This window comes from Phycisphaerales bacterium, assembly GCA_016716475.1.
In the GTDB taxonomy this organism is placed as follows: domain Bacteria; phylum Planctomycetota; class Phycisphaerae; order UBA1845; family Fen-1342; genus JADJWG01.
The window spans coordinates 26,590-51,393 of the sequence record JADJWG010000004.1 but is presented as its reverse complement, the minus strand read 5'-3'; the positions used below and the strand labels follow the sequence as shown (position 1 = coordinate 51,393).

The window sequence follows — 24,804 nt, the reverse complement described above, 5'->3', positions numbered from 1 at the left end:
ACCACGCACCAGCCCCGCCCTTACGCGGCCGGAATGTCGCGCCGGCAGAAATGCCACAGCCCGATGCTCCAGGCCGTCCCGGCGATCACGAGCAGGGTGGTGATGTCCTCGATCGGTAGTACGCCGTCACGCACGATCGGCAACGGGCGGTAATAATGCAATACTCCGAGGAACGAGAAGTGCCTCGCAGGGGACCAGAACTGCTCGAGCACGTTGATCAGGAACGAGACCACCAGCCCCCCCAGCACCCAGCCGACCGCGTGGTTCCGCCGTGACAGGAAGGCGCCGACCAGCATCGTGAGCGCGCCGACCGAGACGTTCACCGCAAACAGGTTCACGCACAGGCGCCAGAGCTTCGCGAACTCCGGCGCCTCGTACAGCGGGAAGACCCACGTGCCGAGCCAGATACCGGGCAGCGGCACGATGCTCACGAGCAGGGCCGCCCCGAGCCAGACGGTGGAGGTGGTCACATACACCGCAGCGCGCGAAATCGGCAGCGCGAGCAGGAGATCTGAGGTGCCGCGGTCGACTTCCGCACAAATGGCGCGCGTTCCCAGCGTGACCAGCAGCGTCCATGACAGTGTGTACAACAGCGGGTGCGCCAGCCCGACACTGACCACCGAGGTCGCGGTCAGGTACGCGAGCAGGTTCTCGCCCAGCAGCACTTGCATGAAACGCTGCGCCAGCGGCCTCTCCAGTAGCATGCGCAACTGAACCATGTCCGCGGTCGCTTCGCGCAGGGCCCCGACGAAAAGGAACTCGAACAGGAGGATCGCGAGCACCAGCAGGCCGATGAGCAGGCCCGCATCACGCAAAGTTTTGGCCAGCAATGCGCCACTCATGCCGCGTGCACCTGTCCGTCGCCGTAGTAGGCTAGGAACAGATCCTCCAGGTCGGGCGGTGCGATCACGACATCGACGACGCCCGCACCCGCCAGCCAGCCCAACAGCGGCGCCACCGGCCCGCGCCAGACGCCTCGCAGTAACGTACCACCCTGCTCGCGAGCTTCGAACCCCGGCGGGGGCGTCCCCATGACGCCCGGCGGCCAGCGTACTTCCACGTGTCGCAGGGCCCGCGTGCGCAGGACCGTAATCCGCTCCTGTTCCACCAATTCCCCGCCGCGCAGGATGGCCACCTCGTCGCACAGGGCTTCGACCTCGGCGAGCGTGTGGCTCGAAAACAGGACCGTCCGTCCCTCCGCGGCCACGGCCCGCAGTTCTTCGTACAGCACCTGCCGCACCAGCGGATCGAGCGCGGTCGTCGGCTCGTCCAGAACGAGCAGTTGTGGCCGATGCAGCATGGCCGCGATGAGACCGAGCTTTTGCTTCATGCCGCGTGAATAGTCACGCACCCGTTTTCTCAGGTTCAAATCGAAGCGTTCTGCCAGTCGTGCAAGCTCGGCGCGCCCCCGCCGCCCACGGGCGGCATCCAGAAACTGCAGCGTAGCCGCGCCGGTGAGGTCCTCATAAAAACGCACATCTCCCGGCAGGTAGCCCACCGCACGGCGCAGGCGCGGACCCGCCCGCCAGACATCCAGCCCGAGCACCCGTGCATGACCGGCGCTTGCCCGCAACAATCCCATCAACAGTCGCAGAAACGTTGTCTTCCCGGCCCCATTCGGGCCAAGGAAGCCAAAGAGCGTCCCGGCCGGCACGCGCAGGTCAAGCGGCCGGAGCGCACAGAACTGGCCGTAATATTTCGCCAGACCCTCCGTCACGATGGCTGCTTCCGACACACACCACTCCGCAAGTACTCCGGAGAGTACCACGCACGCTCTCCGCGGCCCCCGGCACATTCCTGGATCGTAGTCCGAAAGACCTACTCGTCGCCGCCCCCACTGCCGGGGGAGGGATCGGGCAGATTGAGCCGTTCGATCGTCCGCGCCTGGCCGGTCTGCTCGTCGACTTCCAGAATCACCCCACACAGGCGCGCGTCATCGGTGGCGACGTTGTACGGTCGCGGAATACCAGTCACCAGACTCTGCACCACGGCATGCTTGTCGCGGCCCAGTACCGAATCGTACGGTCCGGTCATCCCAAGGTCGCTGATGTAGGCGGTGCCACCCGGCAGAATGCGCTCATCGGCAGTCTGTACGTGGGTGTGCGTACCGAGCACGGCGGTGACCCGGCCGTCGAGGAACCAACCCATCGCGACTTTCTCGCTGGTTGCTTCCGCATGCACTTCGACGAGGATCACGCGGACCTCGGCCGGCAGCTTCGCGAGAATGCGCTGCACGGCGTGGTACGGGCAATCGGAGCGCACATTCATGAAGGTGCGCCCGAGCACCGAGATCACGGCCACCGACACGCCGTTCCGTGCGGAAATGACGCTGTACTCCCGGCCAATCGCCTCCGGGGGCAGGTTGGCCGGGCGCACGATGCGGTCGGTCGACTCGAGCACCGCGAGCAATTCATGCCGCCGGTAGATGTGATCCCCCATCGTGCAGACGTCGATGCCGTAGTGCCGCAGCTTGTTGAACATGGGCGGCGTGAGACCGCTGCCGGCGGCGGCGTTCTCCGCGTTGGCGACGACGCAGTCGAGCTGGCGCTCGTTGATGAGGCGGGGGATCAACTGGGAACAGGCGTGTTTGCCGGGCTTGCCGACGATGTCACCGATTGCGAGAATCCGCATGCGTGACTTTCTAGCGCCCTGCCCGGCGCGCTACGAAGCAATAAAGCCGTTCCGCGTGGAGAGTATAGGGCCGTCCGGCGAAACGTGCAGCGGCGAAACCGGGGAGGCGCCGTCGGGGCGGTCCGCTTACACCGGCGGATTGCATGCACTGCAAGGCGCGTAGCCCTGTTCACGGGCCTCCTTGAGAGTCATCCGCACGCCGCCCGTCTTCACGTAGCGGCACTCCGGCCGGTGGTACTTGCGCCCGCTGCGGGTCACGAGTACTTCGATCCGAGCCGCATCGGCCGTCGCCCCCCCGCCCGCCGGAGCAACGGTCGGCGGCTGGGCCGCCGGTGGGGGTGGCGCGGGTTGTGAGGTCGGCTCCTCCGGGGGCGGTGCCCAGAGTCCCTTCCGGTGGCGCCGGGCATGGGCCTCGTAGGTTCGGAAGAGCGCCTGATGCTCGAAAGGTGCCGCCGCCGAGAGGCGCGCGTAACCGAGCCGCAGCAATTCGAGGTTGACGAGGAGCCCGTCCGGAGCCCGATACACATAGGCCCAGTAGCGCTCCTCACGATCCAGCAGCGGCCAATCCGGTTCATATACGAGAAAGACCCGTTCCCCTTGCAGCAGCCGCTGCGTGAAAGGCCGGGCCGCATCCGACTCGCTGCCTGCGAGCGGCACGTAGGTGCCCAGCAGTCGCACGATCCGCTGCTCCCCGGCCAACTGCACAACCAGCACGTTCCCGGCACGGACATCGAGCACCTCAAAGCTCGACTCAGCGGAAAAATCGCGCGGCGGCAAAGCCGGCAGGGTCGGCTCTGCCGCCCGGGCGGGTGGCTCAGACGCCGGAGTTCCATTTCCATCGGCCCAGGAAAGCAGCCCGCCCAGCAACACGCCGGCCACAACCAACCTGCGTACTCGCCAGCGCAGAGCGCCGGAGCGCTCCAACGAACCGCTCATACGTCCCTCCCCGCCGCGGCGGCATCCGGCGCGGCGTTACCAGGCGTACGCTTCCGGGGCCTGACCACCGGGGCCCGGGAAGATCTCATCGAGCTGCTTCATGGTCTCATCAGACAATTTCAATTCGAGCGCGCGCAGCGCGCCGTCCAACTGGTCGAGCGTGCGCGGGCCGATGATCGGGGCCGTGATGGTCGGGTTCGCAAGCATCCACGCCAGGGCCACGTCCGCCGGCTGTGCACCCAGTGCCGCGCAGAGTTTCTCATACGCCGCCAGCTTGTCTTTGACTGGCGGATACAGCTTCTTGACCCAGTCCCCGGCGCGCCGGCCGTCTTTCGCCGTGGCGGTACCCCCCGCGAGCATGCCGCCGGCCAGTGGGCTCCAGGGGATCACGCCCACGCCGTAGGCCTTGCAGGCCGGCAGCACTTCCAGCTCGATCTGGCGCGTCAGCAAACTGTATTTGCTCTGCTCGCTGACGAGACCGAGGAAGTTTCGCTGCCGCGCGACCTCGTTGGCCTGCACGATGTTCCAGGCCGCGAAGTTGCTGGAACCGACATACAGGATCTTGCCTTCCCGGGTAAGCTGCTCCAGCGCCTGCCAGATCTCCTCCCATGTGACTTCGCGGCAGACATGGTGCATCTGGTACAGGTCGATGTAATCGGTCTGCATGCGCTTCAGACTGGCCTCGCACGCCCGCTTGATCCACACGGCCGACAAGCGCCCGTGGTTCGGCCAGTCGGCCTGCTTGCCGAACAGCTTGGTGGCAAGAATCGTCTTTTCACGGCGGCCGCCGCCCTGCGCAAACCAGCGGCCGATGATCTGCTCGGTGATGCCTTCGCCCTGCTTCCAGCCGTAGATGTCGGCCGTGTCGAAGAAATTGATGCCCAGCGCGTGCGCCCGGTCCATGATCTTGTAGCTGTCGGGTTCGGTGGTTTCCGGTCCGAAGTTCATCGTCCCGAGACAAAGACGGCTGACCTGGCATCCGGTCCTTCCGAGCTGCACATACTGCATCGCAAGACTCCTCCAACCGACCCCGTGGCATGCCGGAATAGCGGCATTGTAGCTCGGCCACCGGACGGGGCAATCGGGCGCGCCGGGGGGGCTCAGTTCGCGGGCCGGGTGGCGGGTAGCGGCAGCGGATCACGAATGCGGTGGAGCACGCCGAGGTACTCGCGGGCATAGGGTACGTCGGGCGTCGCCAGCTCCAGCCCCAGCGAAAATGCCTCCGCATGCACCGCGTCATAGCGCGACGCGCACAGCACCAGCAGGCGCGCGATCTCGCGGGCGCGCGGCGTATCTTCGGCCAGCTCCCGCCGTGCCGCCACGAGCATGCGCTGCCCGGGGTCGGGCACGTCGTGGCGGCGCAGCGAGGCCGCAATCTCCGCCCATGCCGCGCGCAGCGGTCCTGCATCCGCTTCCCAATGCGGCATGCAACGAAAGACCAGCCGCAGGATCGCCGAGCCGTGGTCATACAGGTCGAGCGTGGCCCGGCCGGGCGCCGCCGGCGCGCCGAACAGCAGGCCGTCGAAGTGTGGCGTCCGTACGAGCCGCACACCGTCGGAGTATTCCGCCGGAGCAATGATCGACCGCATCTGTGACAGTGCCACGGCGGAGTAGAGCTCGGAGATCGTGAGATGCTCCACGCGCAGGGCACGAAAATCCGTCGTATAGACCGCGCGCAGCACTTCGAACTCGTTCGCGAAGTCGAGCCGCGCACGAATCGCGGTGGTGACCTCCGCGAGACGCGGTAGCGTAGCGATGCCGTCACCGGCCGAACCGAGCAAGGAGAGATCGAGCGGCATGGCCTGCTCACGCAGGATCTCTGGCAGACCAAGCTCACGATCGATCTGCAGGCCCAGAGCACACCCCCCGGCCAGAAACCACTCGCCGCCGCGCCGGAACTGGCCGGGGCTACGCAGATGATCGAAGAGCGCTCGCGGCAGCTCCAGCACATACGGGCCGAGGTACAGGATCAGCCGGGAGTCGTCGGCCGCGCACAGCGGGATTTCCAGCACTTCAGCCGGCGCCGCTCGGGCGTGCGCCGCATCCTGCCGCAGACGCTCGAACTGGGTGGCGAGCGCCAAGCGCAGCACCCGCAGAGCGGTCTCCTCGGCGGGGGTCGGCACAACCGGCTCGGCGAAGCGGGGTACCCCGGTGCCGGGCACAGGGGCGCTGGCGGTGGGTTGCGGAGCCGCGCTCGCACTGCGGTCGCCACAGCCGGTCGCCAGTGCCGCAACCATGCCCAGACCGCCGAGAGTCATGGCGCCGACAGCGCACAGGGCGCGCCTCCGGGCCACAACCGCACCGGTCGCCGGCGGCGAACATCGCTGGGAGGCCACCATACCAACTCCGCGTCGAATCCCCCTGGGAAGATAGCGCGCGCGGCGTCCACGAACAAGCGGGGGCCGTGGGGGCTACATGCGCTGCGGGGCGAACACCTCGGCGAGGTTCCGCGCGAGGGCCACGCGCCGCAGGAAGTACAGCGCCGTCACCAGGTGCCCGAGAAAAACCAGGCCCAGCACCCAGCCGAGCCACACGAGGCGATTGCGCTCCCACACCCACATCCAAAGCGCGACGATCACCGCACCCACATAGATATCGATCAGCGTCACCACGCCCCACCGTTCGGCCAGCAGGTACCGCATGCCGTGGTCAATGCCGCTCTCCATGGCCGCCCAGACGATGCCCACCAGCAGGGTCAGGAATGCCAGCAGACCGAAAACCACCGCCACCCGCAATTCGCGTTTTCGATCCCGGTGTCTCGCAACCATACGGCCTGCTCCACTCGTATGACTTCAGGGTGCGATTTGCCCGGCCAGCGCTGCGCGCGGCGCGAACAGATAATGAGCAACCCACCACTCATTGCCCCCGTCATAGCCGAAGAGCTCCGCGCACGCCATGAAAAACACGCGCCAGCGCTGCAGCCAGACCGACGCATCCCGGGCGCCGTACACCTGCTTCAGGAGTGCCAGCGCCGCAGTGCGCCGCGCGTCAAGGTTCTCCAGCCAGGCATTGGCGGTGGCCTCGTAGTGCCGACCGCTCTGCCGCCACTGGTCGACCAGCAGCAGGTCGCGCTGGAAACTGCTCAACAGGTCGTCCGCCGGCATGATGCCGCCGGTGAAGAAGTACCGCCCAAGCCAGTTGGCGGGCCCCTCGGTTTCGTAGAAGTACGTGCCGCGCCGATGCGCGAAGATGTGCACGAACAGGCGGCCCTCCGGTCGCAGCCAATCCGCGATCCGTGCCAGCAGCGCTTCGTAGTTGCGCATGTGCTCAAACATCTCGACCGACACGACGCGGTCGAAGCGCGTTGCCGGCGAGTAATCGTTCATATCCGCCGTATGAACGGTCAGGTTGCGCAATCCCCGGGCCGCACACTGCCCTTCGATGTAGTGCCGCTGCGGGACGGAGTTGGAAACCGCCGTGATGCGGCTGCGCGGGTAGTGCTCGGCAATCCACAGCGCGAGCGAACCCCACCCACAGCCAAGCTCAAGAATGTCCTGCCCGTCTGCGAGGCCCGCATGCTCACAGGTGACCGTAAGCGCCGCTTCCTCGGCCGCATCAAGCGTGTCCACTCCCACGGGCCAGAGGCACCCGCTGTACTTGCGGTGCCGCCCGAGGCACAGGGCGAAGAACTCGGGCGGCAACTCGTAGTGTTGCTCGTTCGCGGTGTCCATGTGGACCGCGATCGGGCTCGCGCGGAGCGCCGCAAGCAACGCGCGGCGCTGCTCCTGCTCCGCCTCGGAATCCAGCGCGCTGCGCGCGCGCAACCCCTCCGCGCACAACCGCCGAATGCCCCAGCGCACGAGGACATCGGGGATGTAACCACACTCCACCCAGCGCAGCAGCGCTGCCAGTCCCGGCAGTCCCCTCATGCGGGCTCCTTCTGCGGCGGCCACGGGAAGAACACGCTGGTCGTCCGCTGATACGCACGGTAGTCGTCGCCACGCGAGCGCAGCGCCTGCCGTTCTGTGGGTGGCACCCCCGTGACCTTGAGCAGCAGGAAAAGCATCGCAGCCGGGCCGACCAGCGTCAGCCAGCCCCACGGCACGCTGATGGCAAGCACACAGTAGGCCCACCAATGCAGCCACTCAAAGAAATAATTCGGATGCCGCGAGTAGCGCCACAAGCCGACCCGGCAGGTGCGGCCACGATGGGCGGAATTTCGGCGAAACGCCGCAAGCTGGCGATCCGCAACGACTTCGCCCACCACGGACACGAGGAAGATCAGCACCGCGAGGGCTTCGCGCCAACCGAGCGGGCGCGCCGCCTGCATGACGATGAGCTGCGGCAGCGCAAAGAGCACGATCCAACTCGCCTGGATCTGGTAGAAGACGAATAACCACGCCTGCACGCGCTCCCCCGCCCATTCACGCAATTCCCGGTAGCGGCCATCCTCCGGCTCGCGCGTGATGCGCCGCCACAGGTAAAGTCCCAGCCGTAGCGACCAGAAGCCGGTCAGCGTGGCCACCAGGATGCGCAATCCCGCTGCCCCCGGCGCGCACCATGCGGCGATCCCCACGGCCACCCCGATTCCGAGTGCCCAGCCGACATCGACGATGCCCGCATTGCCCCGGGCCCGCTGTACGAACCAGAGTACAAGCATCCACGCCGCACTCGCTCCCCACAGGATCAGCACGAGCAGCCAGGGATTCATGCTGTGCCTCCATGGACCACGGCCGACGGTGACGCGAACGACCGTGGAGAAGCCGCGTAGCGGGCCGCAACCGCCAGCAAGGGCAACATCACGCCCCACGCCAGTGCGAGCGCCATGAAAGCCGGCAACGGCTGCGGCAGTCGCACGGCACCGAGCTGCACCCCGAGGTAATAGGCGAGCGGCCCCGCGCAGGCCCCCAGCAACACGGCGATGACAAGCCGATGTTGTACGATCCGCAGACTCGTCGTCAGCGTCGTCGCAAAGGCCAGCCACAAGCCGGCAATCCAAGGAGGCGCCAGCCATGCCGACCACGCCGGGAACGCGAGCAGCCCCAGCGCGGTCAGGCCGGAATCAACGGCCCAGCCCGCGAGTGTCGCAAATAGCACGAACACCAGCTCGCGCGCCCGCGCGGTGGCAAGAGCTACATGTACCAGTAAAGCCACCAGCGCCGCCCAGGCGCCGAGCCACGCCGACCCGGCCGCGGCCCCGAGAACCGCGAACCACCATACCGCCGTGTACAGCACAAGATTCACAGCGGTACGCCTCATCCGGCCACGATCTCCGTCTCCGCCCGGCCGTCCCACACCCCGCGCAGGTGCGTGTTCTGTGCCAGTACCGGCGTCACGGTACAACCCGGACGCAGGAGCAGCAGTTGCATGCTCCCGATCGAGCGCTCGTGGAAGCCGGCCTCACAGTAGCAGAGGTAGAACTCCCAGCGACGGATGAACGCCTCCGAATAGCCCAGCGCCCGCACGGCCTCGAGCCGGGTCCGGAAGCGGTCATACCAGCAACGAAGCGTGCGGGCGTAGTGCGGTGTCAGGTCCTCCACATGCCACACCTGCAGGTCGCCGCCGCGCGTCGCCGCCTGGAGCAGCGCACCGAGTGAAGGAATACAGCTTCCGGGGAAGATGTGCTTCTTGATGAAATCGACGCGGTGGCGATTTACCGCGTAGTACCGGTCGGCCATGTTGATGAACTGGAGCAGCGCTGCGCCACCCGGCTTCAGCAGGTGCGCGCAGTGGCGAAAGAACGTCTCGTAGTACTGGTGCCCGACCGCCTCGATCATTTCGATCGACACAAGCTTGTCATACCGTCCGCGCAGGTCGCGGTAGTCCGAGCGCAGCAGCGTGATCCGCTCCTGCAAACCCGCCGCGGCGATTCGCTCCGCCGCAAGTGCGTACTGCGCTTCCGAGATCGTGGTCGTCGTGACTCGACAGCCGTAATGGCCGGCCGCGTGCAGCGCGAAACTACCCCACCCGGTGCCGATTTCGAGCACATGATCCAGCGGCCGAAGCTGCAGCTTGCGGCAGATGCGGTCGAGCTTTGCGACGGACGCCTCGGCCAGCGTCGCCTCCGGACGCTCGAACACGCCGCCGGAGTAGGTCAGCGTCTCGTCGAGCCAGAGGCGATAGAAGTCGTTGCTGAGATCATAGTGCGCGTGAATGTTCCGCCGGCTCCCGGCGCGGGTGTTCCGGCGCAGCGCATGTCCGAGCCAGCGGAGCGGAGCAGCCAGCCGCGCGACGCCCCGGTTGAGTTCCGCAAACACAGTCTCCGCGCGGATCAGGATGCGCATCAGGGCAGTCAGGTCGTCGCAGCGCCACAAGCCCTCCATGTACGCTTCACCAGCGCCGAGTGTGCCGCCGAGCACGACTCGGCGGTAGAAGGCCGGTGCCAGAACGGTGACAACTGCGCGGAGCGGCGCATCCGCGGGACCGAATCCGTCCGCACTGCGACCATCGCGCAACACGATTCGCCCCATGTCGAGTGACGCGAGCGCGCGGCGCACCTGGCCCCGCGCCCAGCCGTCGAGCCACGTCGACCGGGCTTCCCCGGCAGGCCGGTCCCCCGGCTCCCACGACTTGCTCAGCTCCGGCATCATTCCTGCGCACCTCCGTGGTTCGACGCAACGGTACGTGGATGGGGATGGTAGGGACAGCGTTTCCACCACAGCCGCAGGGCCTGCCAGTGGATCGCCATGATGACCTTCAGCGTCATCCCCGGATACTGCGCGAGCACGCGCGCCAGCGACGCCCCCGTGATTTCGGTCCGGCGCAGGGTCATGGTGGCATCGAAGACCTTGTCGCCGGCTTCAAAATTGTCCATGTGAATGGCCAGTTGCCGTCCGGGGGGCGTGAAGTGCCACCCGTACGCCATGTTCATACCCATGAAGGGCGAAACGTGGAAGTCCTTCGCGAATTCAAAGTGATGCTGGCCCGTCGCCGACACGCCGCGCCGGGCATCCAGCACGTAGCAGTGCTGCTCACCCCACGGGGTATTGTTGATCTCGGCGACAATCGCATCGACTCCATCGGCGGCAGCATCAAAGCAGTAGTAGAAGCTCACCGGGTTGAATCGGTAGCGAAAGTACTCAAGGTGCGTGAGCAGGCGAACCGGACCGGACGGCCTGCGCCCCAGGCGCTCCCGTACCAGCGTACGCACGGCTTCACCGAGCGGCACGTCCGGATGCCCCGGCAGCGCCTTCAGGTGATCCCGGCGCCGGAAACGGGCCAAAGCCCGCCCCTCGTTCGACCAGCACCAGCGGCCGGTGAATACCCGCGGCAACTCGTCCAGGTCGAGATACAGCATGAACAGCGCGTACGAGAAGTGGTTCGCAACCGGTGCGAATCGGCGGTGGCGGACCCGACCTTCGTAGATGCAGCTCATCATGCCGCCTGGCTCCGCGTCAGCGCCGCGCAGACGGTCAGCGCACTCTTGACCCCATCCTCGTGAAAGCCATAACCCCAGTATGCCCCGCAGTAATACGTTCGATTCACCCCATTGATCTCCGCGTGGCGGCGCTGGGCTGCCAATGCGGCCACCGTGTACTGCGGATGGTGGTAGGTGTAGCGGCCCAGAATCGTGGCCGGATCGATCGAATCTGTCTCGTTCAATGTCACGCAGTAGGTCGTCGGACCCGGCAGGGCTTGCAGCATGTTCATGTTGTAGGTGAGGGTCGGGGTCCGCTGCGGCACAGACGGCACATGGTAATTCCAACTGGCCCAGGCCCGACGGCGGCGCGGCAGCAGCCGCGTGTCGGTGTGCAGCACCGTATCATTGGCCTGGTAGGGCAGCGCGCCCAGGATGGCACACTCTGCGTCGCTCGCGTCCGCCAGCAGCTCCAGGGCCTGATCGCTATGCGTGGCCAACACGACGGCATCAAAGAGCTCCGGCGGGGCACCGCGCGGCGTGACTGCAACATGGTCAGGGAAACGCTGCACGCGGGCAACCGGTGTCCGCAGCCGAATGGCATCACGGTAGGGCGCCGTGAGACGTTCCACGTAGCGCCAGGAGCCCCCCTGCACCACGCGCCAGCACGGCCGGCGCCAGAGATTGAGCATGCCGTGGTTCTGGCAGAACTGGACGAAGTAGCGCGCCGGGAACTCCTCAAACTGCTCCGGATCCGCCGACCAGATGGCGGCCCCCACGGGTACGAGGTGCTGCTCGATGAACACCCGCGAGTAGCGCCGGCTCCGCAGGTAGCTTCCCAGCGTGATCGTGTCATCCGGCGACGCCAGCAGTTCGCGGGCCTCGCGATAAAAGCGCACGATGTCGACCAGCATCCGCCAGTGTGCGGGGCGCAGCAGGTTGCGTCGCTGGGCGAAGAGGGTGTTCAGATTGTTGCCGCTGTACTCCACGCCCGTACGGTCGCAGCGCACACTGAAGCTCATGTCGCTCGGCTGAGTCGCCACGCCGAGCTCATCCAGGAGCGCGCAGAAGTTCGGGTAGGTCCGGTGGTTGAAGACAATGAAGCCGGTATCAACCGCCAGCATTGGGCCATCCCGCACGGGAATCGGGATGGTGTGCGTGTGCCCACCGATCCAATCGGCCGCTTCATAAACGCTCAGCGTGTGCACCCGGCACAACTTGTAGGCCGCCACCATCCCCGCGATTCCCGTACCGATCACCGCGATCCGCATAGGTCAACGCTCCGGCGCCACCGCTGGAACCCGCAGATCAACGCCCGCCACACCCGGGGACGCGGAATCGCCATGCCGGTGCAGCACCTTGGCGGGCACCGGTCGCAGATCCCAAATCAGGCCCAGGCGCTCCATGCCGCGAAGGAGGTAGTAAGTGATGTCAATCTCCCACCAGTAGAAGCCCTGGCGCGCCGCGGAAGGATAACGGTGGTGGTTGTTGTGCCAGCCCTCCCCCATCGTGACCAGCGCGAGCAACAGACTGTTCCGGCTGTCATCCGGGGTGTCATAGCGCCGTGTCCCCATGCGGTGCGCCAGTGAATTGATCAGGCATGTCCCGTGGAATAAAACAACGGTCGAGACAAAGAAGCCCCACACCAGCATCTGCCAGCCACTTGTCCCCAGCCCGGGAATCCCAACCCGCAGCAGCTCGCCGGCTCCGAACAGCGCGCCGGCAAACAGGACCGGCACGAGCAGTTCGAAGCGGTCGAGGAAGCGCAGCTCCGGGTAGCGCGCCAGGTCACGGACAAATCGCTTGTTGGTCACGAGGTTGTCCGAGGCGGTCAACCAGCCCATGTGCGCCCAGGTGAATCCGTACTGTACCGGCGAGTGCGCATCCGGCGGCCGGTCCGAATGGGCATGATGCTGGCGGTGATGGGATGCCCACCAGAGCGGCCCGCGCTGTACCGCCGTATTGCCCCACACCGCGATGATGAACTGCATGAGCCGGGAAGTCTGAAACGCCCGGTGCGAGAAGTAACGGTGGTAGAACCCCGTGATGGCGAACATGCGCAGCCAGTAGAGCGCCAAGGCGACACCGCTCGCCGTCCAACTGAAGCCCACCAGCGGAAGGGCGAAACAGCCCGCATGCAGCAGCAGCAGCGGGAGACAGTGCACCGAGTTCATTCGTTGCACCCGCTCCGACTGGTCGTCGGCCATGAGAGCCGTCGTGTCAAACCAGCTCACCAGGAAATCAAGCGGGCCTCGAGTGCGTTCATGGGCCAAGCGGACACTCCTTGTTCCCGCCACCCGCTGGCGCGGGAGCGGGAATTGCGTATTGAGTTCAAGACTTCATGCGGGCAGCTTCACAGCGTACGGCGGCATCTCGTACTCCGAGCGGCCCGAGTCTTTTCACGAGCAGCCCTACCCGAGCGGTCAGCCCGTGGCGGTACGGATCCGCGACTGCGATCGGGCAGCCCACTTTGTACCCCCGCACGATCATACCGACGCACTGCCGGAGCGGTGGGTAAGCCGGTGGCACCAAACCCGCGAGACCAAACCATTCGGCCGGCCGGAGTAAAGCCCGCCGGCACCACGCCAATTTGGAGATCGCCACCAGCAGAAACACCTGCCACAGCCACGGTGGCGCGCAGGGGCGGAGTTCGACGGAGGTCGTCACCACCGGAGATGACGCCGCCGGCGTACCAGTGCTGCCCAGACACGATGGAGGACGCGAACACGCTACGCTCATACCTGCCTCAAAGAAGCCAGAGGGAACAGCCGCGCGCGGGCGTGGAAACGCCTGGGGCGCGCAGGGTTCCGGCGGCGGCAGTGCCACCACCCGAGGGCTCCTTCGGGCGATGAGCCAGGCCGAGGGATCGGGGCCGCCGTCCAAGCCGTGGCCGACAGCACCGATGCGAGCGATGATAGCGCGCGGATTCCGCGACGTCGTGGAAGCTGGCCGCGCCGTGTGGCAGTCGTCCGCGGGCCGGCGTGACGCTCTCAAGGGGGCTCGGTATCATGCCGCCACCCGACGGGGTAACGCCGGGTGCAATTCCGGTCCGCAGAACGAGGAAACCCGCCGATGGCCGCATCGCCCGCGTCCGCCCAACCCGGTACAACCTCGGGCTTCGTGCTGTTCCGACTCTCCGTCATGATGTTCCTGCAATACGCAATCTGGGGCGCCTGGCTCCCCATCCTGTATCCCTACCTGTTGGGGCATGTGCGTTTTTCGCTCGACCAGGTCGGGGCCATCCTGGCGGCCGGCGCGGTAGGGGCGATTTTCGGGCCCTTCATTGCAGGCCAGATTGCCGACCGCCACTTCGCGACGGAAAAGTTCCTCGGGTTCAGCCACCTCGTGGGAGCGGCGCTCGTTTTCATTCTGGCGAAGACGGATACCTTCTGGCCCTTTCTCGCTATTTCGCTGATCTACGGCCTGGTCTACGCGCCCACGATTGCACTCACCAACTCCCTCTGCTTTCACCATCTCAGCGATCGTGACAAGCAGTTTGGACCGGTCCGACTCTGGGGGACCATTGGTTGGATCATTGCCGGTGTAGCGGTCGGGCATTGGCTGCTCGTCTACTACACCCCTGCGGGCGCGATCGAATCCGTCGTTGCAGACGCACAGAACGCCGGGCGTGCGGACGCCTTTCGTCTCAGTGCGCTGCTCGGCCTGATCATGGGCATCTACTGCTTCACGCTGCCGAACACCCCCCCCAGCCGCGGCGCGCGCGAGTCCAACGCCGCGTTTGCCGCCGTCCGCGAAATCCGCTTCCAGCCGCTGCTTACGCTGTTCCTGCTGGCCGTGCCGATCAGCATCATTCACCAGTTCTACTTCGTGCACACCAGTGAGTTCCTGAGCATCATGCAACGGCAAAGTGATACCGCCGACGCCTTCGCCCGTACGATCAATTCCGTCCTGGGTGCCGGGGGCGGGGGCTTGATGACCATCGGCCAGATGTCGGAAATCCTCGTCCTTGCACTCATCCCGCTCGTGGCCAAGAAGCTGTCTCGCAAGGCGCTGCTCGCCATCGGGATCGGTGCCTATGCCGCCCGCATGTTCATCTTTGCCCACCTCTCGACGAGCATGCCGGCCGTACTGCTGGGCGTCGCGATGCACGGGTTATGCTTCGGCTGCTTCATCTTCGTGGCCTTCATGGTCGTGGACGAGGAGACGCGAGCGGACATCCGGGCCAGTGCGCAAAACCTCTTCAATCTCGTGATCGTCGGTGTCGGCATCATCGTCGGTTCATGGTTTGCCACGAGCGTCGTAGGCCGTTGGGCAACGGTCGACGACCGTATGGATTACACGCGGTTGTTCAGCGTCCCCATGTGGATCGCGGTGGTTTGCCTGGTCGTTCTGCTGGTGCTCTACCCCGGACGGCGGCTCCGCCAGCCCGCAGCGCCGCAGGCCGTGAATGCCGTGTAGACCTGCGCGGCGGCCCGACCACGAGACGCGCGCCGCTATTCCGGCTCGCGCACGATGCCCAGATCAGCCGACGTAAACAGCGCCGCGAAACGCAGCCCTGCGGCCTCGATCGCTGCACGCCCGCCTTCCTGCCGGTCGATCGTCACCACCACGGCCGTCACCACGGCGCCCGCCTCCTGCAGCGTGCGGCACGCCTCGATCGCCTGCCCCCCCGACGTCGCGATATCCTCCACGAGCAGAACCCGATCCCCCGGCTCCAACCGCCCCTCGATCAGCTTGCCGGTGCCATAGCCCGCCTTCTTCGAGTTTCGCACGATGACAAAGGGCTTGTCCGTTTGCAGTGACGTGGCGGCGGCGAGTGCAATCCCCCCCAGTTCCGCGCCGGCGATGCGGTCCACGCCTTCACCGGCATACGCCGCAAACCGCTCGGCCAGCGCCCGCAACAGAGCCGGCTGCGTCTCGAACAGGTATTTGTCGAGGTAGTACTTGCTCTTGCGCCCGCTGCGCAGCGTGAAGTCGCCTTCGAGCAGCGCCGCCGCACGCAGCGCCCGAGCCAGTTCGCCAGTGTTCATCGCTTACTCTCTCTCTTTCACACTGAGACCGCGGACCTCGCCATCAGCCCCGCGGACCGCTCCGCGACGGGCGTCGGTTGCGCGCAACGGACTTGGCCGTCCGGACGGCCTTCTCCGCGGCAGGCGCCGGGTGCTCGTGCCCGTTTGAGCCGCTCCCGACCGCAGCGCGCAGTTCCGGGGGCGCCGCCAGCCCCGCGCTCTTATCTCCGGCCGCACCCGTCTCCGCAAGCGCTCCGGCCGTGTTCTCCACCAGGTCCGCGAGTTGTCCGACGCCGTCGCGCCCAAACCGCAGCACAAGGTCAAACAACCAGCTCATCGTTTTCAGAAATGTCTGCAACTCGTCCATCCGGCGACGGAATTCGGCGGCCTCCTCCTCGGCCGCAGCCACCTCCGACACCATGTCCCGGCAGCGGTCGATCGTGGCAATAATCGGCTCAACCTCGCGCCGCCGCCGCTCGCGCATGATCGTTTCGAACATGTGCCAGACGTCGGTGTCCGCCTGGAAGTATTCCTTCCGGTCGCCCAGCTTGTGGACCCGATGAATGAGACCCCAGTCGACCAGGGCCCGGAGATTCATGCTCGCGTTACCGCGTGAAACGTGCAGTTGCTGCATGATGTCGTCCGTGCAGAGCGGCGGGCTGGTCACGAAGAGCAGCGCGTGAATTTCCGCCATCGTACGGTTAATCCCCCAGTAGCCGCCCATCTCGCCCCAGCGACGGACAAGCAGCGCCTTCGATTCGCTCAGCTTGGTGCCCATTCCGGTCTCCATGAAAGTTTCAGAATGTACCGAAATATAGCGCGGAATGGTGCGATTTCAAGGGCGCGGACCCCGCAGGCCATTCCACCCGGACCGGCGCTCTCCGCCGAAGCCGCGATCACCGCAAACCCCCCTTCACCCCTACGGCCGCTTCGCGAGGAAGAAATCCTGGTCCAGCCCGGCGTCATACAGCCGATCGCCGGCACGCAGACTGTTGATCCGGACCGCCGGCGGTGACGCATGCAGGAAGTGTGTGGCGGAGAGGGCGATGCCGGTGTGATAAATCCGGCCGCTGGCGTTTGTGAAGTAGACGAGATCACCAGCTCGCAGCCCCGCCCGCGCTGTAGCCGTCGCGACAAGCGTTCCGCCGAGGGCCTGCTGCCAGGCATCGCGGGCGGGCCGGTCACCGGCCTGTGCAGCGATGTTCGTCACCAGCCCACTGCAATCCAGCCCCCACGGTGAGCGGCCGCCGAAGACATAGGGGATATGCAGCAGGTCGAGGGCGGCTGCGAGGCGGAGTTCCGTGCGACCGTTCGGTCCCACGGGTCTCAGGTGTGCAGAGGCGACCGGGAGAGGCGCATGGCCGGGAATCCAAACCTGCTCACGACCCTCGGTGTCAGTCTGCCACGCCACCCGCGCTCCGCGTGGTACGCGCAGCCCACCCAGGTCGAATTCCTCCAACACCACCGCAACCGGCGCGTCCAGGTAGCGCCAGAATTCATCCTCTGCAACCGGCTGGATAGCGGTCTCCGGCACCCAGCCCCAGTAGCCGTCGCTCGCGTGCAGGAGGTAGTGCCCGTCACGCCGGTCCAGCAGGAATACGGGCTCCCCCAACAGCAACTGCGTCTGCAGCCCGCCCCCGTCCCCGGGTCGGTCATAGCTCAGCATGTGGGGCACACAGCAGATGCCAAAACGCTGACCGCCGAGTGCAACCTCATCGGGCAAAGTGCGAATCTCGTTGCGGACATCACGAAGGCCGACGGATGCAAGCGCCCGCTCGACACCCAGCGCCAAGGCGGGGACATTGGTCGAGCCGCGCAGCGTGACGGTTTCACCGTCGGTCTCGGCCGCGAGTACGAAGAGTGTCAGACTGCGATCCCGAACCCCGAGGCGTACGAACTTCTCACAAAACCAACCGGCCCGCTCCGGCGGCAGTGCGCCCTCCGGAAAGATCGATCTGGCAAGCCGCTCCGCCTCGCGGAAACGCCGCGTCTCCGCCTCTGCCCGCGTGGGGGTGGCTGCCGGTCGCTGTAAAACCTGCCGGTGGTAGCTTGCCAGACCCTCGTACACTCCGCGTCCCAACCCCCGGTAGACGCGCCAGCCGGCGGGCGATTCCGCGGTCGGCGCGGGCCACTGCACACGGAGGCGCAGTCCAAGCTCCGCCGCCGCATCAGCCCCGCTTGCCGGGCGCCAATCCACCATGAAGGGAAGGTCGGCGAGCCGCGTACGCAGCGCATTCTGGACATGTGCCGCCAGCGTGTCCGCTTCAGCGGCCGGACCCCGTGCTTCGACAACAACGCGCGGGGCCGCGGCGGATTCACCCTGCCAAGTGATCGTGATCCGCTGCCGGTTGACGGGTAATGGTGGGCCTGCGGCCTCGTCCTCCTCCACGGGGAGCCACGTACCGCCGCGCAGCAGCCGGGGCCGCGCACCGCCCTGTTTGACCAAATGATAGAGATACTCGGCCGCGAAGAGCGGCACGCTGTCCCACGAACCGCCGCCGGGCGGATCGCTGGCCACGTCGAGTACCAGGTCGGTTCCGCGCAGCGGACGCTCGGTTGGCAACCAGGGGGGCTCGAAGGCGGCAATCACCTGTTCGATTCGATCCACAAGGGCAAGTGGTAACGGGTCGTGCATCGCGAGCGACATGGCAAACACCATCAGGAGGAGGGGCGGGCAGAACATGAGCGCTCTTTTGTTCATGCGAACTGCAATGACCGGCGGTCCCTGTTTCGTCAGCGTACCCGCGCCCGCGCTCCCGTGAAAGCGAGCGGGCTGTTGGACCGCGGCCCACTGACCCGTGTGCGCAGCATTACTCCCGCCGCTGCGACGGCCCATTCCGACGGCGATCACGGGCACGCGGTACGATCGGAATCTCCGAGCAACGCAGCACCATGAGCGACCGATCCACCAACTCCAGCTCCGCCCCCAGATCCCAGACCTCTTCGCCGGCGTCAATCCACGGCCGCGCGGTATCGAACAATGTTTCCCAGCAGAGGCCCGGCGCCTTTGGCAGGTGGAAACGGACCGCCTGGTGGTCGGCGTTGAGCAGGATCAGATGTGTGTCATCCGTCACCGGCACCCCCGCTTCGTCCTGCAGCTCGAGATCCTGGCCGCTGAGAAGCATTCCGAGTGTGCGGATATGGGCGGCACTCCATTGCTCATCCGTCATCTCGGCGCCTTCGGGCTGGAGCCAGCTCACATCCTTGACTTCCAGCCCACGGAGTTGCCGCCCCTGGAAGAAGTTGCGGCGCCGCAGCGTCGGGTGGTGGCGGCGAAAGGCGATCAGGCGCCGGGTGAATTCCAGGAACGCCCGGCGCGGCTCATCCAGTTCCCAGTCGAACCAGCTCAATTCGTTGTCCTGGCAGTAGGCATTGTTATTGCCCTGCTGAGAGCGACCCAGCTCATCGCCACCGCAGATCATCGGCACCCCCTGCGAGAGCAGAAGAAACGCCATCAGGTTGCGCTTCTGCCGTTCCCGCAGCGCCCTGATCTGCGGATCATCCGTGGGCCCCTCCGTACCGTGGTTCCAGGAAAGGTTGTAGTCTGTGCCGTCGCGGTTGTCCTCGCCGTTAGCGAGGTTGTGCTTCTCGTTGAAGCTGACAAGATCGTGCAGCGTGAAGCCGTCGTGCGCGGTAATGAAGTTGATGCTTGCATGCGGGCGGCGGCCGCTGCGCTCGTACAGGTCGCTGCTGCCGCACAACCGCGTTGCAAGCTCTGACGTCGTACCCTCATCGCCTTTCCAGAACCGCCGCACCGAATCGCGGTACTTGCCGTTCCACTCGGTCCAGCCGACGGGAAAATTACCGACCTGGTAGCCACCCTCACCGAGATCCCACGGCTCCGCGATCAGCTTGATCTGCGACAGCACCGGGTCCTGCGCGATGATGTCGAAGAAGGCGCCCAGCCGATCGACCTCGTGCAGCTCACGCGCCAAGGCGGAAGCCAGGTCAAAGCGAAAGCCGTCCACCCGCATCTCCAGCACCCAGTAACGCAGACTGTCCATGATGAGCTGCAGGGCGCGCGGGTGGGTCATGTTCAGCGTGTTGCCGCAGCCGGTGAAGTCCTGGTAATAGCGCCGGGCGGCCGGCATCAGCCGATAGTACGAGGTGTTGTCGATCCCGCGCAGACTGAGCGTCGGCCCCAGGTGATTGCCCTCGGCGGTGTGGTTGTACACCACGTCGAGAATCACCTCGATCCCGGCCGCATGCAGCGCCGCCACCATCGATTTGAACTCGCGGACTGCGTCGCGCGCGTGGCCGGCAGCGGCGTAACGCAGCTCCGGCGCGAAGTATGCGAGCGTGTCGTAGCCCCAGTAGTTCGACAGTCCGCGGTCCACCAGCTCGCGTGCATCCACGTGATGATGCACGGGCAGCAATTCGACGGCCGTCACGCCCAGTTCCCGGAGATAGCGCAGCGGTTCGCTCGAGGCGAGCCCGGCGTAGGTGCCGCGCAGCCGCGGCAGCACCCCGGGGTGCTTCTGCGTGAAGCCCTTGACATGCACTTCGTAGATGATCGTCTCGTGCCACGGTGTGCGCGGTGGCCGATCGTCGCCCCAGGTGAAGGCCGTGTCGATCACGATGCCCAGGGGGGCGTGCGCGGCATTGTCACGGTGGTCGCAGGAAAGATCGGCTTGCGGGTCACCAAGCCGGTAGCCGAACATCTCGTCGCACCAGCGCAGGTCCCGGCCGAGCGCTTTGACGTACGGATCGAGCACGATCTTGTGCGGGTTGAAACGCAGCCCGTTCGCCGGATCGTAGGGCCCATGCACGCGGTAGCCATAGAGCTGGCCGGGAATAATGTCGCGCAGATAGCCGTGCCAGACGAAATCGGTCTGTTCGCGCAGCTCGATCCGCTCACTCTCCTGCGAGGCGGCGGGATCCGAAAACAGGCACAACTCCACCCGCTCCGCGTGCTCCGCGAAGATGGCAAAATTCGCACCCTTGCCGTCAAACGTGGCTCCGAGCGGATAGGGGGAGCCGGGCAGGACGATACGGGACATTGGGGCGTCTTCGCTGGTCTGAATGGTCTGCGGTTGGCCGGCCACTTCCGTGCGGCCGCGCTGGGGCGGACGATAACCGCTTTCACCGACAGCGACCAGCGGAACAATCTGCCTGGCGCGCCCGCTCAGGCGGGCCGCCAAGACATAAAACGTAGACCACCGGAACGCCAGCGGAGCGCCCCGGTGGCTTGGAGCGCTCCGCAGAAGGGCTGAAAATCCAGGCGACCTGCAACCTTACAGGCCGATGAAGGTCTCAAGGAACTCGAAGAAGTCAACCGAGTTGACCACGCCATCGTCGTTCAGGTCATGGTCCTCGGCACAGGCCGGATCGACCGGGGTACCCGGCGCGTAACAGGCCTGGAAATTGGCGAGATCACTCATGTTGTAATAGAGACCGACCTGCGCGTAATAGCAGGAGGGATTGCGGCCGGCACCGGTGTACGGGCCACCGCTGACCACCAGCAGGTAGGTCTTGCCGCCGGCCTCGTAGGTGACCGACGTCAGGCGACTCAGCGACAACGGATAGTTGGGGGCCTGCACCCACGGGGTCAACTCGCCCGTCGCGCGGTTCACGCGCGTGTAGTGGACGGTATTCTGCGTGGTCGCACCGAACAGGCCGCCCACCACGAAGATCCAACGGTTGCGAACGACTGCGCAGGCGTGCTCGTAGCGGCCGACCGGGAACAGATTCGGATCAGCTTCCCACGTACCGAGCGCACCGCCGGGCAGAATTTCGGCCCGCAGCATGTCACGCTCGTTGGTGCCGCGATAGTTGCCCGCGACGCGGTATTTCCAGGCCTTGGTGTTGCCTTGAATGACGGCCACGCCGTGGAACCACGAACCGGTCGCCGTCGCCGTCGAAGTGGTCTGCTGCCACGGGCCGTAGTCGCCGTTGGGCTGGAGAACGCTGAAGTAACAGGAGTTCGTGTTGCCGAAGGCGGCGCCGCTGTCCCATTCACCGTTGATCGTGTACAGCACGCCATTGTGCGCCATCACGCCACGACCGAACGCATCCATCTGCGTACCCTGCGGCGACACATCCGTGTTGTTCGGAAGAACCTGGGCTGAGAGCGTCCAGGCGCCCAGTGATCCGTTCGGATTCTGGGGGGCGTAGTACCCCGTGTTTCGCGTCGCAAAGCCGGCGGTCCAGCCGCCCCAGGCATACACACGGCCGTTGTGTGCCGCGACACCGTGCGTGGCAAGGGGTACGGGCAGACTGGTCGTGGTCGTCCACACACCAAGACTGCCGTTCTCGTTCACCGGGGCATAGTACACCGGCGTCGCCGCCGTGCCGGAAGCATCGGAACGCCCGCCGATGACGTAAACGTAACCGTTGAGGTAGACCGCGCCATGGTCGGTCAGTCCCGCCGGAAGCGAGGTCGTCTGGATCCAGCCACGGATCGCGCCCGGATCACGTACCTCCACTCCCGCCGAGGCCGGGCTTTCCACGCCGCCGATTGTCTGGGTCGCCACAAGGATCCAACCCTGCTCAATCGGAATGGTTACGACCGTCACCGGGTCCGTCGTGGGATTCAACGCCTGGCCCAGCGGCTGGCGTTCCCCTTCGCCCAGATCGCGATAGACGGTCACCTCCGAAGCAAGGTTTTCCTCGATATTGCTGACCTGCACGGTCGCCTGGCCCGGCAACAGTGTCGCCTGCACGGCCGGCGCCGGCACAGAAACCGTCAACGCAGACGACAGGCAACTTTCCGTGCCGCCCTGCGTCTGGGTCGCGTTCACCAGTGCAGCGTTCGTGAGGGCTGTCACCGGCACCGCGGCAGTGCCGCCAACAAAGGGCCCGTTCGCCGTACCCACCAGGACACCATTGGCAAACACAGAAACTGTGTCGGCCGTGTCCAGGACACCGTCAGCCGTCACCGTCGTCTGGCCCGGGAAGAGCGGGCCGACCGGCGTCGGTGACGGGACAGGATTGGGCGGGCCAAAAGGCACCGGCGCGCCGCCCAGCGTCACCGACAGATTGTCATACATGAAGGCCGAGCCGTTCGTGGAGAAGCCGGTCCCGATGATGATGTACTGGAAAGCATCGTTGTTGACGCGTGGCACACCGCCCGGCCACACCGGCTCGAGCGTCACGGGGTCGAGCGGGTTCGCGAGCTGGTCGTTGATGTAGAAGTTCACGACCGCACTCTTGACCTCGATCTGCATCTTCTGCCAGACATCGGCCTCGCGCGCCACGCCGGTCAGGGCGTAGTCGTAGTTGAAATAGTCGGAAACGTAACCCGCGATCACCGGGGTTGGTGAACTTGTCATGGAAGTGTACTGCTGGCCGTGCAGGCCGCCGACACCGTTGGTGAACGCGAAGCCCAAAGCACCGAACACGCGTGTGAGGGACGGCGTCAGCTCGAACCGGTCGCGCGCGTTCGCGTTGTTCGAGGAGTGCTTGTACCAGTACGTTACGAGCAGCGGCTCCGCGTCGGTGCCATTGACCTGCCCGAGGTTGTAGTACAGGCGCGAGGTCTCGCCGGCGGTCTCGACGAAGATCATGTTCTCGCAGCTCGCCGCCCCGCCCTGCGCGAGCAACGGCCGCCGCGGGTTCGCCGGCGCGGTCTGCTGCCAGACCGCCTCCAGCTCCGCTTGCGAAGCATAGCTGTCGAAGTTGTCCGCCAGGGCCGTGCCGGCCGCAAAGACAATCACCGGCGCTGAGAACGGACTGACCATCCCATTGGCGGTCTGGGTGGCCGTCAGTACGTCGCCCACGTTCAGGACCAGCGGTCCGAACGTGGCCAGGCCGTCGAACGGCACCACCGTACCGGCAAGATTGCCGTTGCGGTAGAGCGCAGCGCTGGTCGCGCCGGCCACACAGTTCACCTGGACGAACGTGTTCGTATTCACCACCGGCGCCACAATCGCGGGCGCGGGGGTCGGATCGGGCGCCAGGGCCTCGAACTGCAACTCATCAATCGCGAAGTCGATCAGAATCGCCGCATCGGTGTCAATGTTCGTGATGGCGATGTGTTCCAGCGTACCGCGATCATTCGGCGCACTCAGCACGTTGTCGCCCGTGAAGCCGACGATGCCACCACCCTGCGGTACGCCATTCAGCGAAACCTGCCCGGTCGCAAGGTTCCACTCGACCGTGTAGGCAAACGGCGCCGGCGGCAAGGTGAGCGCCGGGATCGGCGTCCGCGTGCCGTTCGCCGCGATGAAATAGCCGTACCGCGTCTGGTCGTCGCCCGCCGGGAGCGTGTCGATCACACCATTCGGACCCGGACCGATGACGGCCGTACCAAGTGGCAGGGCCGCCACGTTCGCGCCGACCGCATGGATCTGCACGTCGTCGCCGGCCGCGGCCGTGTCCACGATGCCGTTGGCCCCGGCGATGATGGCGTTGATGGTGGTATCCACGCCGACCCACTCGATCGGACCCGCCGTGCCGCCATTCGCAAGCTGCGCGACGAGATTGCCCGACTCGCGAATGCCGAGACACATGCCGACCGTACCGCGGAAAAGTTCACTCTTGTTCGTCACCTTGAAACGCACTTTGCCGCGCACATCCAGCGCCGGGTTCGGCCGCACCGGCCCGTCGAAAGTGGTGAGCCGCACCCACGCATCGGGATCCGCCGGATCCAACCAACGGAAGAAGACCTGCAACGCCGCAGCGCCCTCGGTTTGCAGACCGGAGGCCCGGAACGCCGCGTTGTTCCCAAAGGCGGTCGTATTCGCCAACAGGTACGGGCTGGTCGTCCCGGAGAACTGGGGAATTCGGAACATCTCCTGGGCCGTCGCCGGATCATCAATGGGTGGACTGTTGAACCCCACCAGTTCCGACGGAAATTGCCCCAGCAGCGTGGCCGGACTGACCATGGCCATACATAGAACCATGGCTGCAAGGCGCATAAGGCGTGCCATTTTGGTCTTCTCCTCCGAACAGGTTGTGCTAACGGCCTGCAAAAGACGGGCTATTTCGCAGTGTACTGCCAGCGACCAGGGCGAACAAGCAAAAGTAGAT

Annotated in this window: 20 protein-coding genes; 1 reads left to right on the top strand and 19 read right to left on the bottom strand. The window is 65.9% G+C overall.

The window, feature by feature from the left end:
* Positions 1–20: 20 nt before the first annotated feature.
* From IPM18_14305 to IPM18_14240, 14 genes are all read right to left on the bottom strand, one after another.
* Entirely contained in the window at positions 21–842 is an 822-nt protein-coding gene (locus IPM18_14305; GenBank protein MBK9120749.1) for a hypothetical protein, read from the bottom strand.
* Complete coding sequence (locus tag IPM18_14300) at positions 839–1,795, bottom strand: ABC transporter ATP-binding protein (protein MBK9120748.1); 957 nt, start codon at positions 1,793–1,795, stop codon at positions 839–841. The genes IPM18_14305 and IPM18_14300 overlap by 4 nt, the downstream gene beginning before the upstream one ends.
* A gap of 23 nt (positions 1,796–1,818) precedes the next feature.
* Entirely contained in the window at positions 1,819–2,631 is an 813-nt protein-coding gene (locus tag IPM18_14295) for a TIGR00282 family metallophosphoesterase (GenBank protein MBK9120747.1), read from the bottom strand.
* A gap of 126 nt (positions 2,632–2,757) precedes the next feature.
* On the bottom strand, positions 2,758–3,567 hold the full coding sequence (locus IPM18_14290) for a thermonuclease family protein (GenBank protein ID MBK9120746.1): 810 nt from the start codon (positions 3,565–3,567) through the stop codon (positions 2,758–2,760).
* Between the two features lie 36 nt (positions 3,568–3,603).
* Positions 3,604–4,575, bottom strand: a complete 972-nt coding sequence (locus tag IPM18_14285; GenBank protein MBK9120745.1) for an aldo/keto reductase — start codon at positions 4,573–4,575, stop codon at positions 3,604–3,606.
* 92 nt (positions 4,576–4,667) lie between these two features.
* On the bottom strand, positions 4,668–5,825 hold the full coding sequence (locus IPM18_14280) for a hypothetical protein (GenBank protein MBK9120744.1): 1,158 nt from the start codon (positions 5,823–5,825) through the stop codon (positions 4,668–4,670).
* A gap of 153 nt (positions 5,826–5,978) precedes the next feature.
* Positions 5,979–6,335: a hypothetical protein gene (locus IPM18_14275; protein MBK9120743.1), complete on the bottom strand. Its 357-nt coding sequence runs from the start codon at positions 6,333–6,335 to the stop codon at positions 5,979–5,981.
* A 24-nt stretch (positions 6,336–6,359) separates the two neighbouring features.
* On the bottom strand, positions 6,360–7,418 hold the full coding sequence (locus IPM18_14270; protein ID MBK9120742.1) for a class I SAM-dependent methyltransferase: 1,059 nt from the start codon (positions 7,416–7,418) through the stop codon (positions 6,360–6,362).
* A gap of 14 nt (positions 7,419–7,432) precedes the next feature.
* Positions 7,433–8,218, bottom strand: a complete 786-nt coding sequence (locus IPM18_14265) for a DUF1295 domain-containing protein (protein ID MBK9120741.1) — start codon at positions 8,216–8,218, stop codon at positions 7,433–7,435.
* The gene (locus IPM18_14260) at positions 8,215–8,766 is read right to left on the bottom strand and encodes a DUF2878 domain-containing protein (GenBank protein MBK9120740.1); all 552 of its coding nucleotides are present in this window, start codon (positions 8,764–8,766) and stop codon (positions 8,215–8,217) included. Before IPM18_14260 ends, IPM18_14265 begins: the two co-directional genes overlap by 4 nt.
* Positions 8,763–10,094 carry a class I SAM-dependent methyltransferase gene (locus tag IPM18_14255; GenBank protein ID MBK9120739.1) on the bottom strand — a complete coding sequence of 444 codons (1,332 nt, stop codon included), beginning with the start codon at positions 10,092–10,094 and terminating at the stop codon, positions 8,763–8,765. The genes IPM18_14260 and IPM18_14255 overlap by 4 nt, the downstream gene beginning before the upstream one ends.
* Entirely contained in the window at positions 10,094–10,885 is a 792-nt protein-coding gene (locus IPM18_14250; protein ID MBK9120738.1) for a DUF1365 domain-containing protein, read from the bottom strand. The genes IPM18_14255 and IPM18_14250 overlap by 1 nt, the downstream gene beginning before the upstream one ends.
* Positions 10,882–12,135, bottom strand: coding sequence for an FAD-dependent oxidoreductase (locus IPM18_14245; protein ID MBK9120737.1), 1,254 nt, complete (start codon positions 12,133–12,135; stop codon positions 10,882–10,884). Before IPM18_14245 ends, IPM18_14250 begins: the two co-directional genes overlap by 4 nt.
* A 3-nt stretch (positions 12,136–12,138) precedes the next feature.
* Complete coding sequence (locus IPM18_14240; protein MBK9120736.1) at positions 12,139–13,071, bottom strand: acyl-CoA desaturase; 933 nt, start codon at positions 13,069–13,071, stop codon at positions 12,139–12,141.
* A gap of 865 nt (positions 13,072–13,936) precedes the next feature.
* Here IPM18_14240 and IPM18_14235 point away from each other — a divergent pair.
* Positions 13,937–15,283, top strand: a complete 1,347-nt coding sequence (locus IPM18_14235; GenBank protein ID MBK9120735.1) for an MFS transporter — start codon at positions 13,937–13,939, stop codon at positions 15,281–15,283.
* A gap of 35 nt (positions 15,284–15,318) precedes the next feature.
* On the opposite strand, the gene pyrE is transcribed toward IPM18_14235, so the two are convergent.
* From pyrE to IPM18_14210, 5 genes are all read right to left on the bottom strand, one after another.
* Positions 15,319–15,855, bottom strand: a complete 537-nt coding sequence (gene pyrE, locus IPM18_14230; protein MBK9120734.1) for an orotate phosphoribosyltransferase — start codon at positions 15,853–15,855, stop codon at positions 15,319–15,321.
* 43 nt (positions 15,856–15,898) lie between these two features.
* Positions 15,899–16,612, bottom strand: coding sequence for a hypothetical protein (locus IPM18_14225; protein MBK9120733.1), 714 nt, complete (start codon positions 16,610–16,612; stop codon positions 15,899–15,901).
* A gap of 141 nt (positions 16,613–16,753) precedes the next feature.
* Positions 16,754–18,535: a C40 family peptidase gene (locus IPM18_14220; protein MBK9120732.1), complete on the bottom strand. Its 1,782-nt coding sequence runs from the start codon at positions 18,533–18,535 to the stop codon at positions 16,754–16,756.
* Between the two features lie 109 nt (positions 18,536–18,644).
* The gene (gene glgX / locus IPM18_14215; protein MBK9120731.1) at positions 18,645–20,834 is read right to left on the bottom strand and encodes a glycogen debranching protein GlgX; all 2,190 of its coding nucleotides are present in this window, start codon (positions 20,832–20,834) and stop codon (positions 18,645–18,647) included.
* A 234-nt stretch (positions 20,835–21,068) separates the two neighbouring features.
* Positions 21,069–24,704, bottom strand: coding sequence for a hypothetical protein (locus IPM18_14210; GenBank protein MBK9120730.1), 3,636 nt, complete (start codon positions 24,702–24,704; stop codon positions 21,069–21,071).
* Positions 24,705–24,804: the final 100 nt, after the last annotated feature.

Coding starts and splice junctions, on each gene's coding strand:
- IPM18_14295 (MBK9120747.1), bottom strand. CDS start 2,631: ATGCGGATTCTCGCAATCGGTGACATCGTCGGCAAGCCCGGCAAACAC.
- IPM18_14275 (MBK9120743.1), bottom strand. CDS start 6,335: ATGGTTGCGAGACACCGGGATCGAAAACGCGAATTGCGGGTGGCGGTG.
- IPM18_14285 (MBK9120745.1), bottom strand. CDS start 4,575: ATGCAGTATGTGCAGCTCGGAAGGACCGGATGCCAGGTCAGCCGTCTT.
- IPM18_14220 (MBK9120732.1), bottom strand. CDS start 18,535: ATGAACAAAAGAGCGCTCATGTTCTGCCCGCCCCTCCTCCTGATGGTG.
- IPM18_14235 (MBK9120735.1), top strand. CDS start 13,937: ATGGCCGCATCGCCCGCGTCCGCCCAACCCGGTACAACCTCGGGCTTC.
- IPM18_14240 (MBK9120736.1), bottom strand. CDS start 13,071: ATGGCCGACGACCAGTCGGAGCGGGTGCAACGAATGAACTCGGTGCAC.
- glgX (MBK9120731.1), bottom strand. CDS start 20,834: ATGTCCCGTATCGTCCTGCCCGGCTCCCCCTATCCGCTCGGAGCCACG.
- IPM18_14265 (MBK9120741.1), bottom strand. CDS start 8,218: ATGAATCCCTGGCTGCTCGTGCTGATCCTGTGGGGAGCGAGTGCGGCG.
- IPM18_14225 (MBK9120733.1), bottom strand. CDS start 16,612: ATGGGCACCAAGCTGAGCGAATCGAAGGCGCTGCTTGTCCGTCGCTGG.
- IPM18_14300 (MBK9120748.1), bottom strand. CDS start 1,795: ATGTGCCGGGGGCCGCGGAGAGCGTGCGTGGTACTCTCCGGAGTACTT.
- IPM18_14290 (MBK9120746.1), bottom strand. CDS start 3,567: ATGAGCGGTTCGTTGGAGCGCTCCGGCGCTCTGCGCTGGCGAGTACGC.
- IPM18_14280 (MBK9120744.1), bottom strand. CDS start 5,825: ATGACTCTCGGCGGTCTGGGCATGGTTGCGGCACTGGCGACCGGCTGT.
- IPM18_14210 (MBK9120730.1), bottom strand. CDS start 24,704: ATGGCACGCCTTATGCGCCTTGCAGCCATGGTTCTATGTATGGCCATG.
- IPM18_14260 (MBK9120740.1), bottom strand. CDS start 8,766: ATGAGGCGTACCGCTGTGAATCTTGTGCTGTACACGGCGGTATGGTGG.
- IPM18_14255 (MBK9120739.1), bottom strand. CDS start 10,094: ATGCCGGAGCTGAGCAAGTCGTGGGAGCCGGGGGACCGGCCTGCCGGG.
- IPM18_14245 (MBK9120737.1), bottom strand. CDS start 12,135: ATGCGGATCGCGGTGATCGGTACGGGAATCGCGGGGATGGTGGCGGCC.
- IPM18_14305 (MBK9120749.1), bottom strand. CDS start 842: ATGAGTGGCGCATTGCTGGCCAAAACTTTGCGTGATGCGGGCCTGCTC.
- pyrE (MBK9120734.1), bottom strand. CDS start 15,855: ATGAACACTGGCGAACTGGCTCGGGCGCTGCGTGCGGCGGCGCTGCTC.
- IPM18_14250 (MBK9120738.1), bottom strand. CDS start 10,885: ATGATGAGCTGCATCTACGAAGGTCGGGTCCGCCACCGCCGATTCGCA.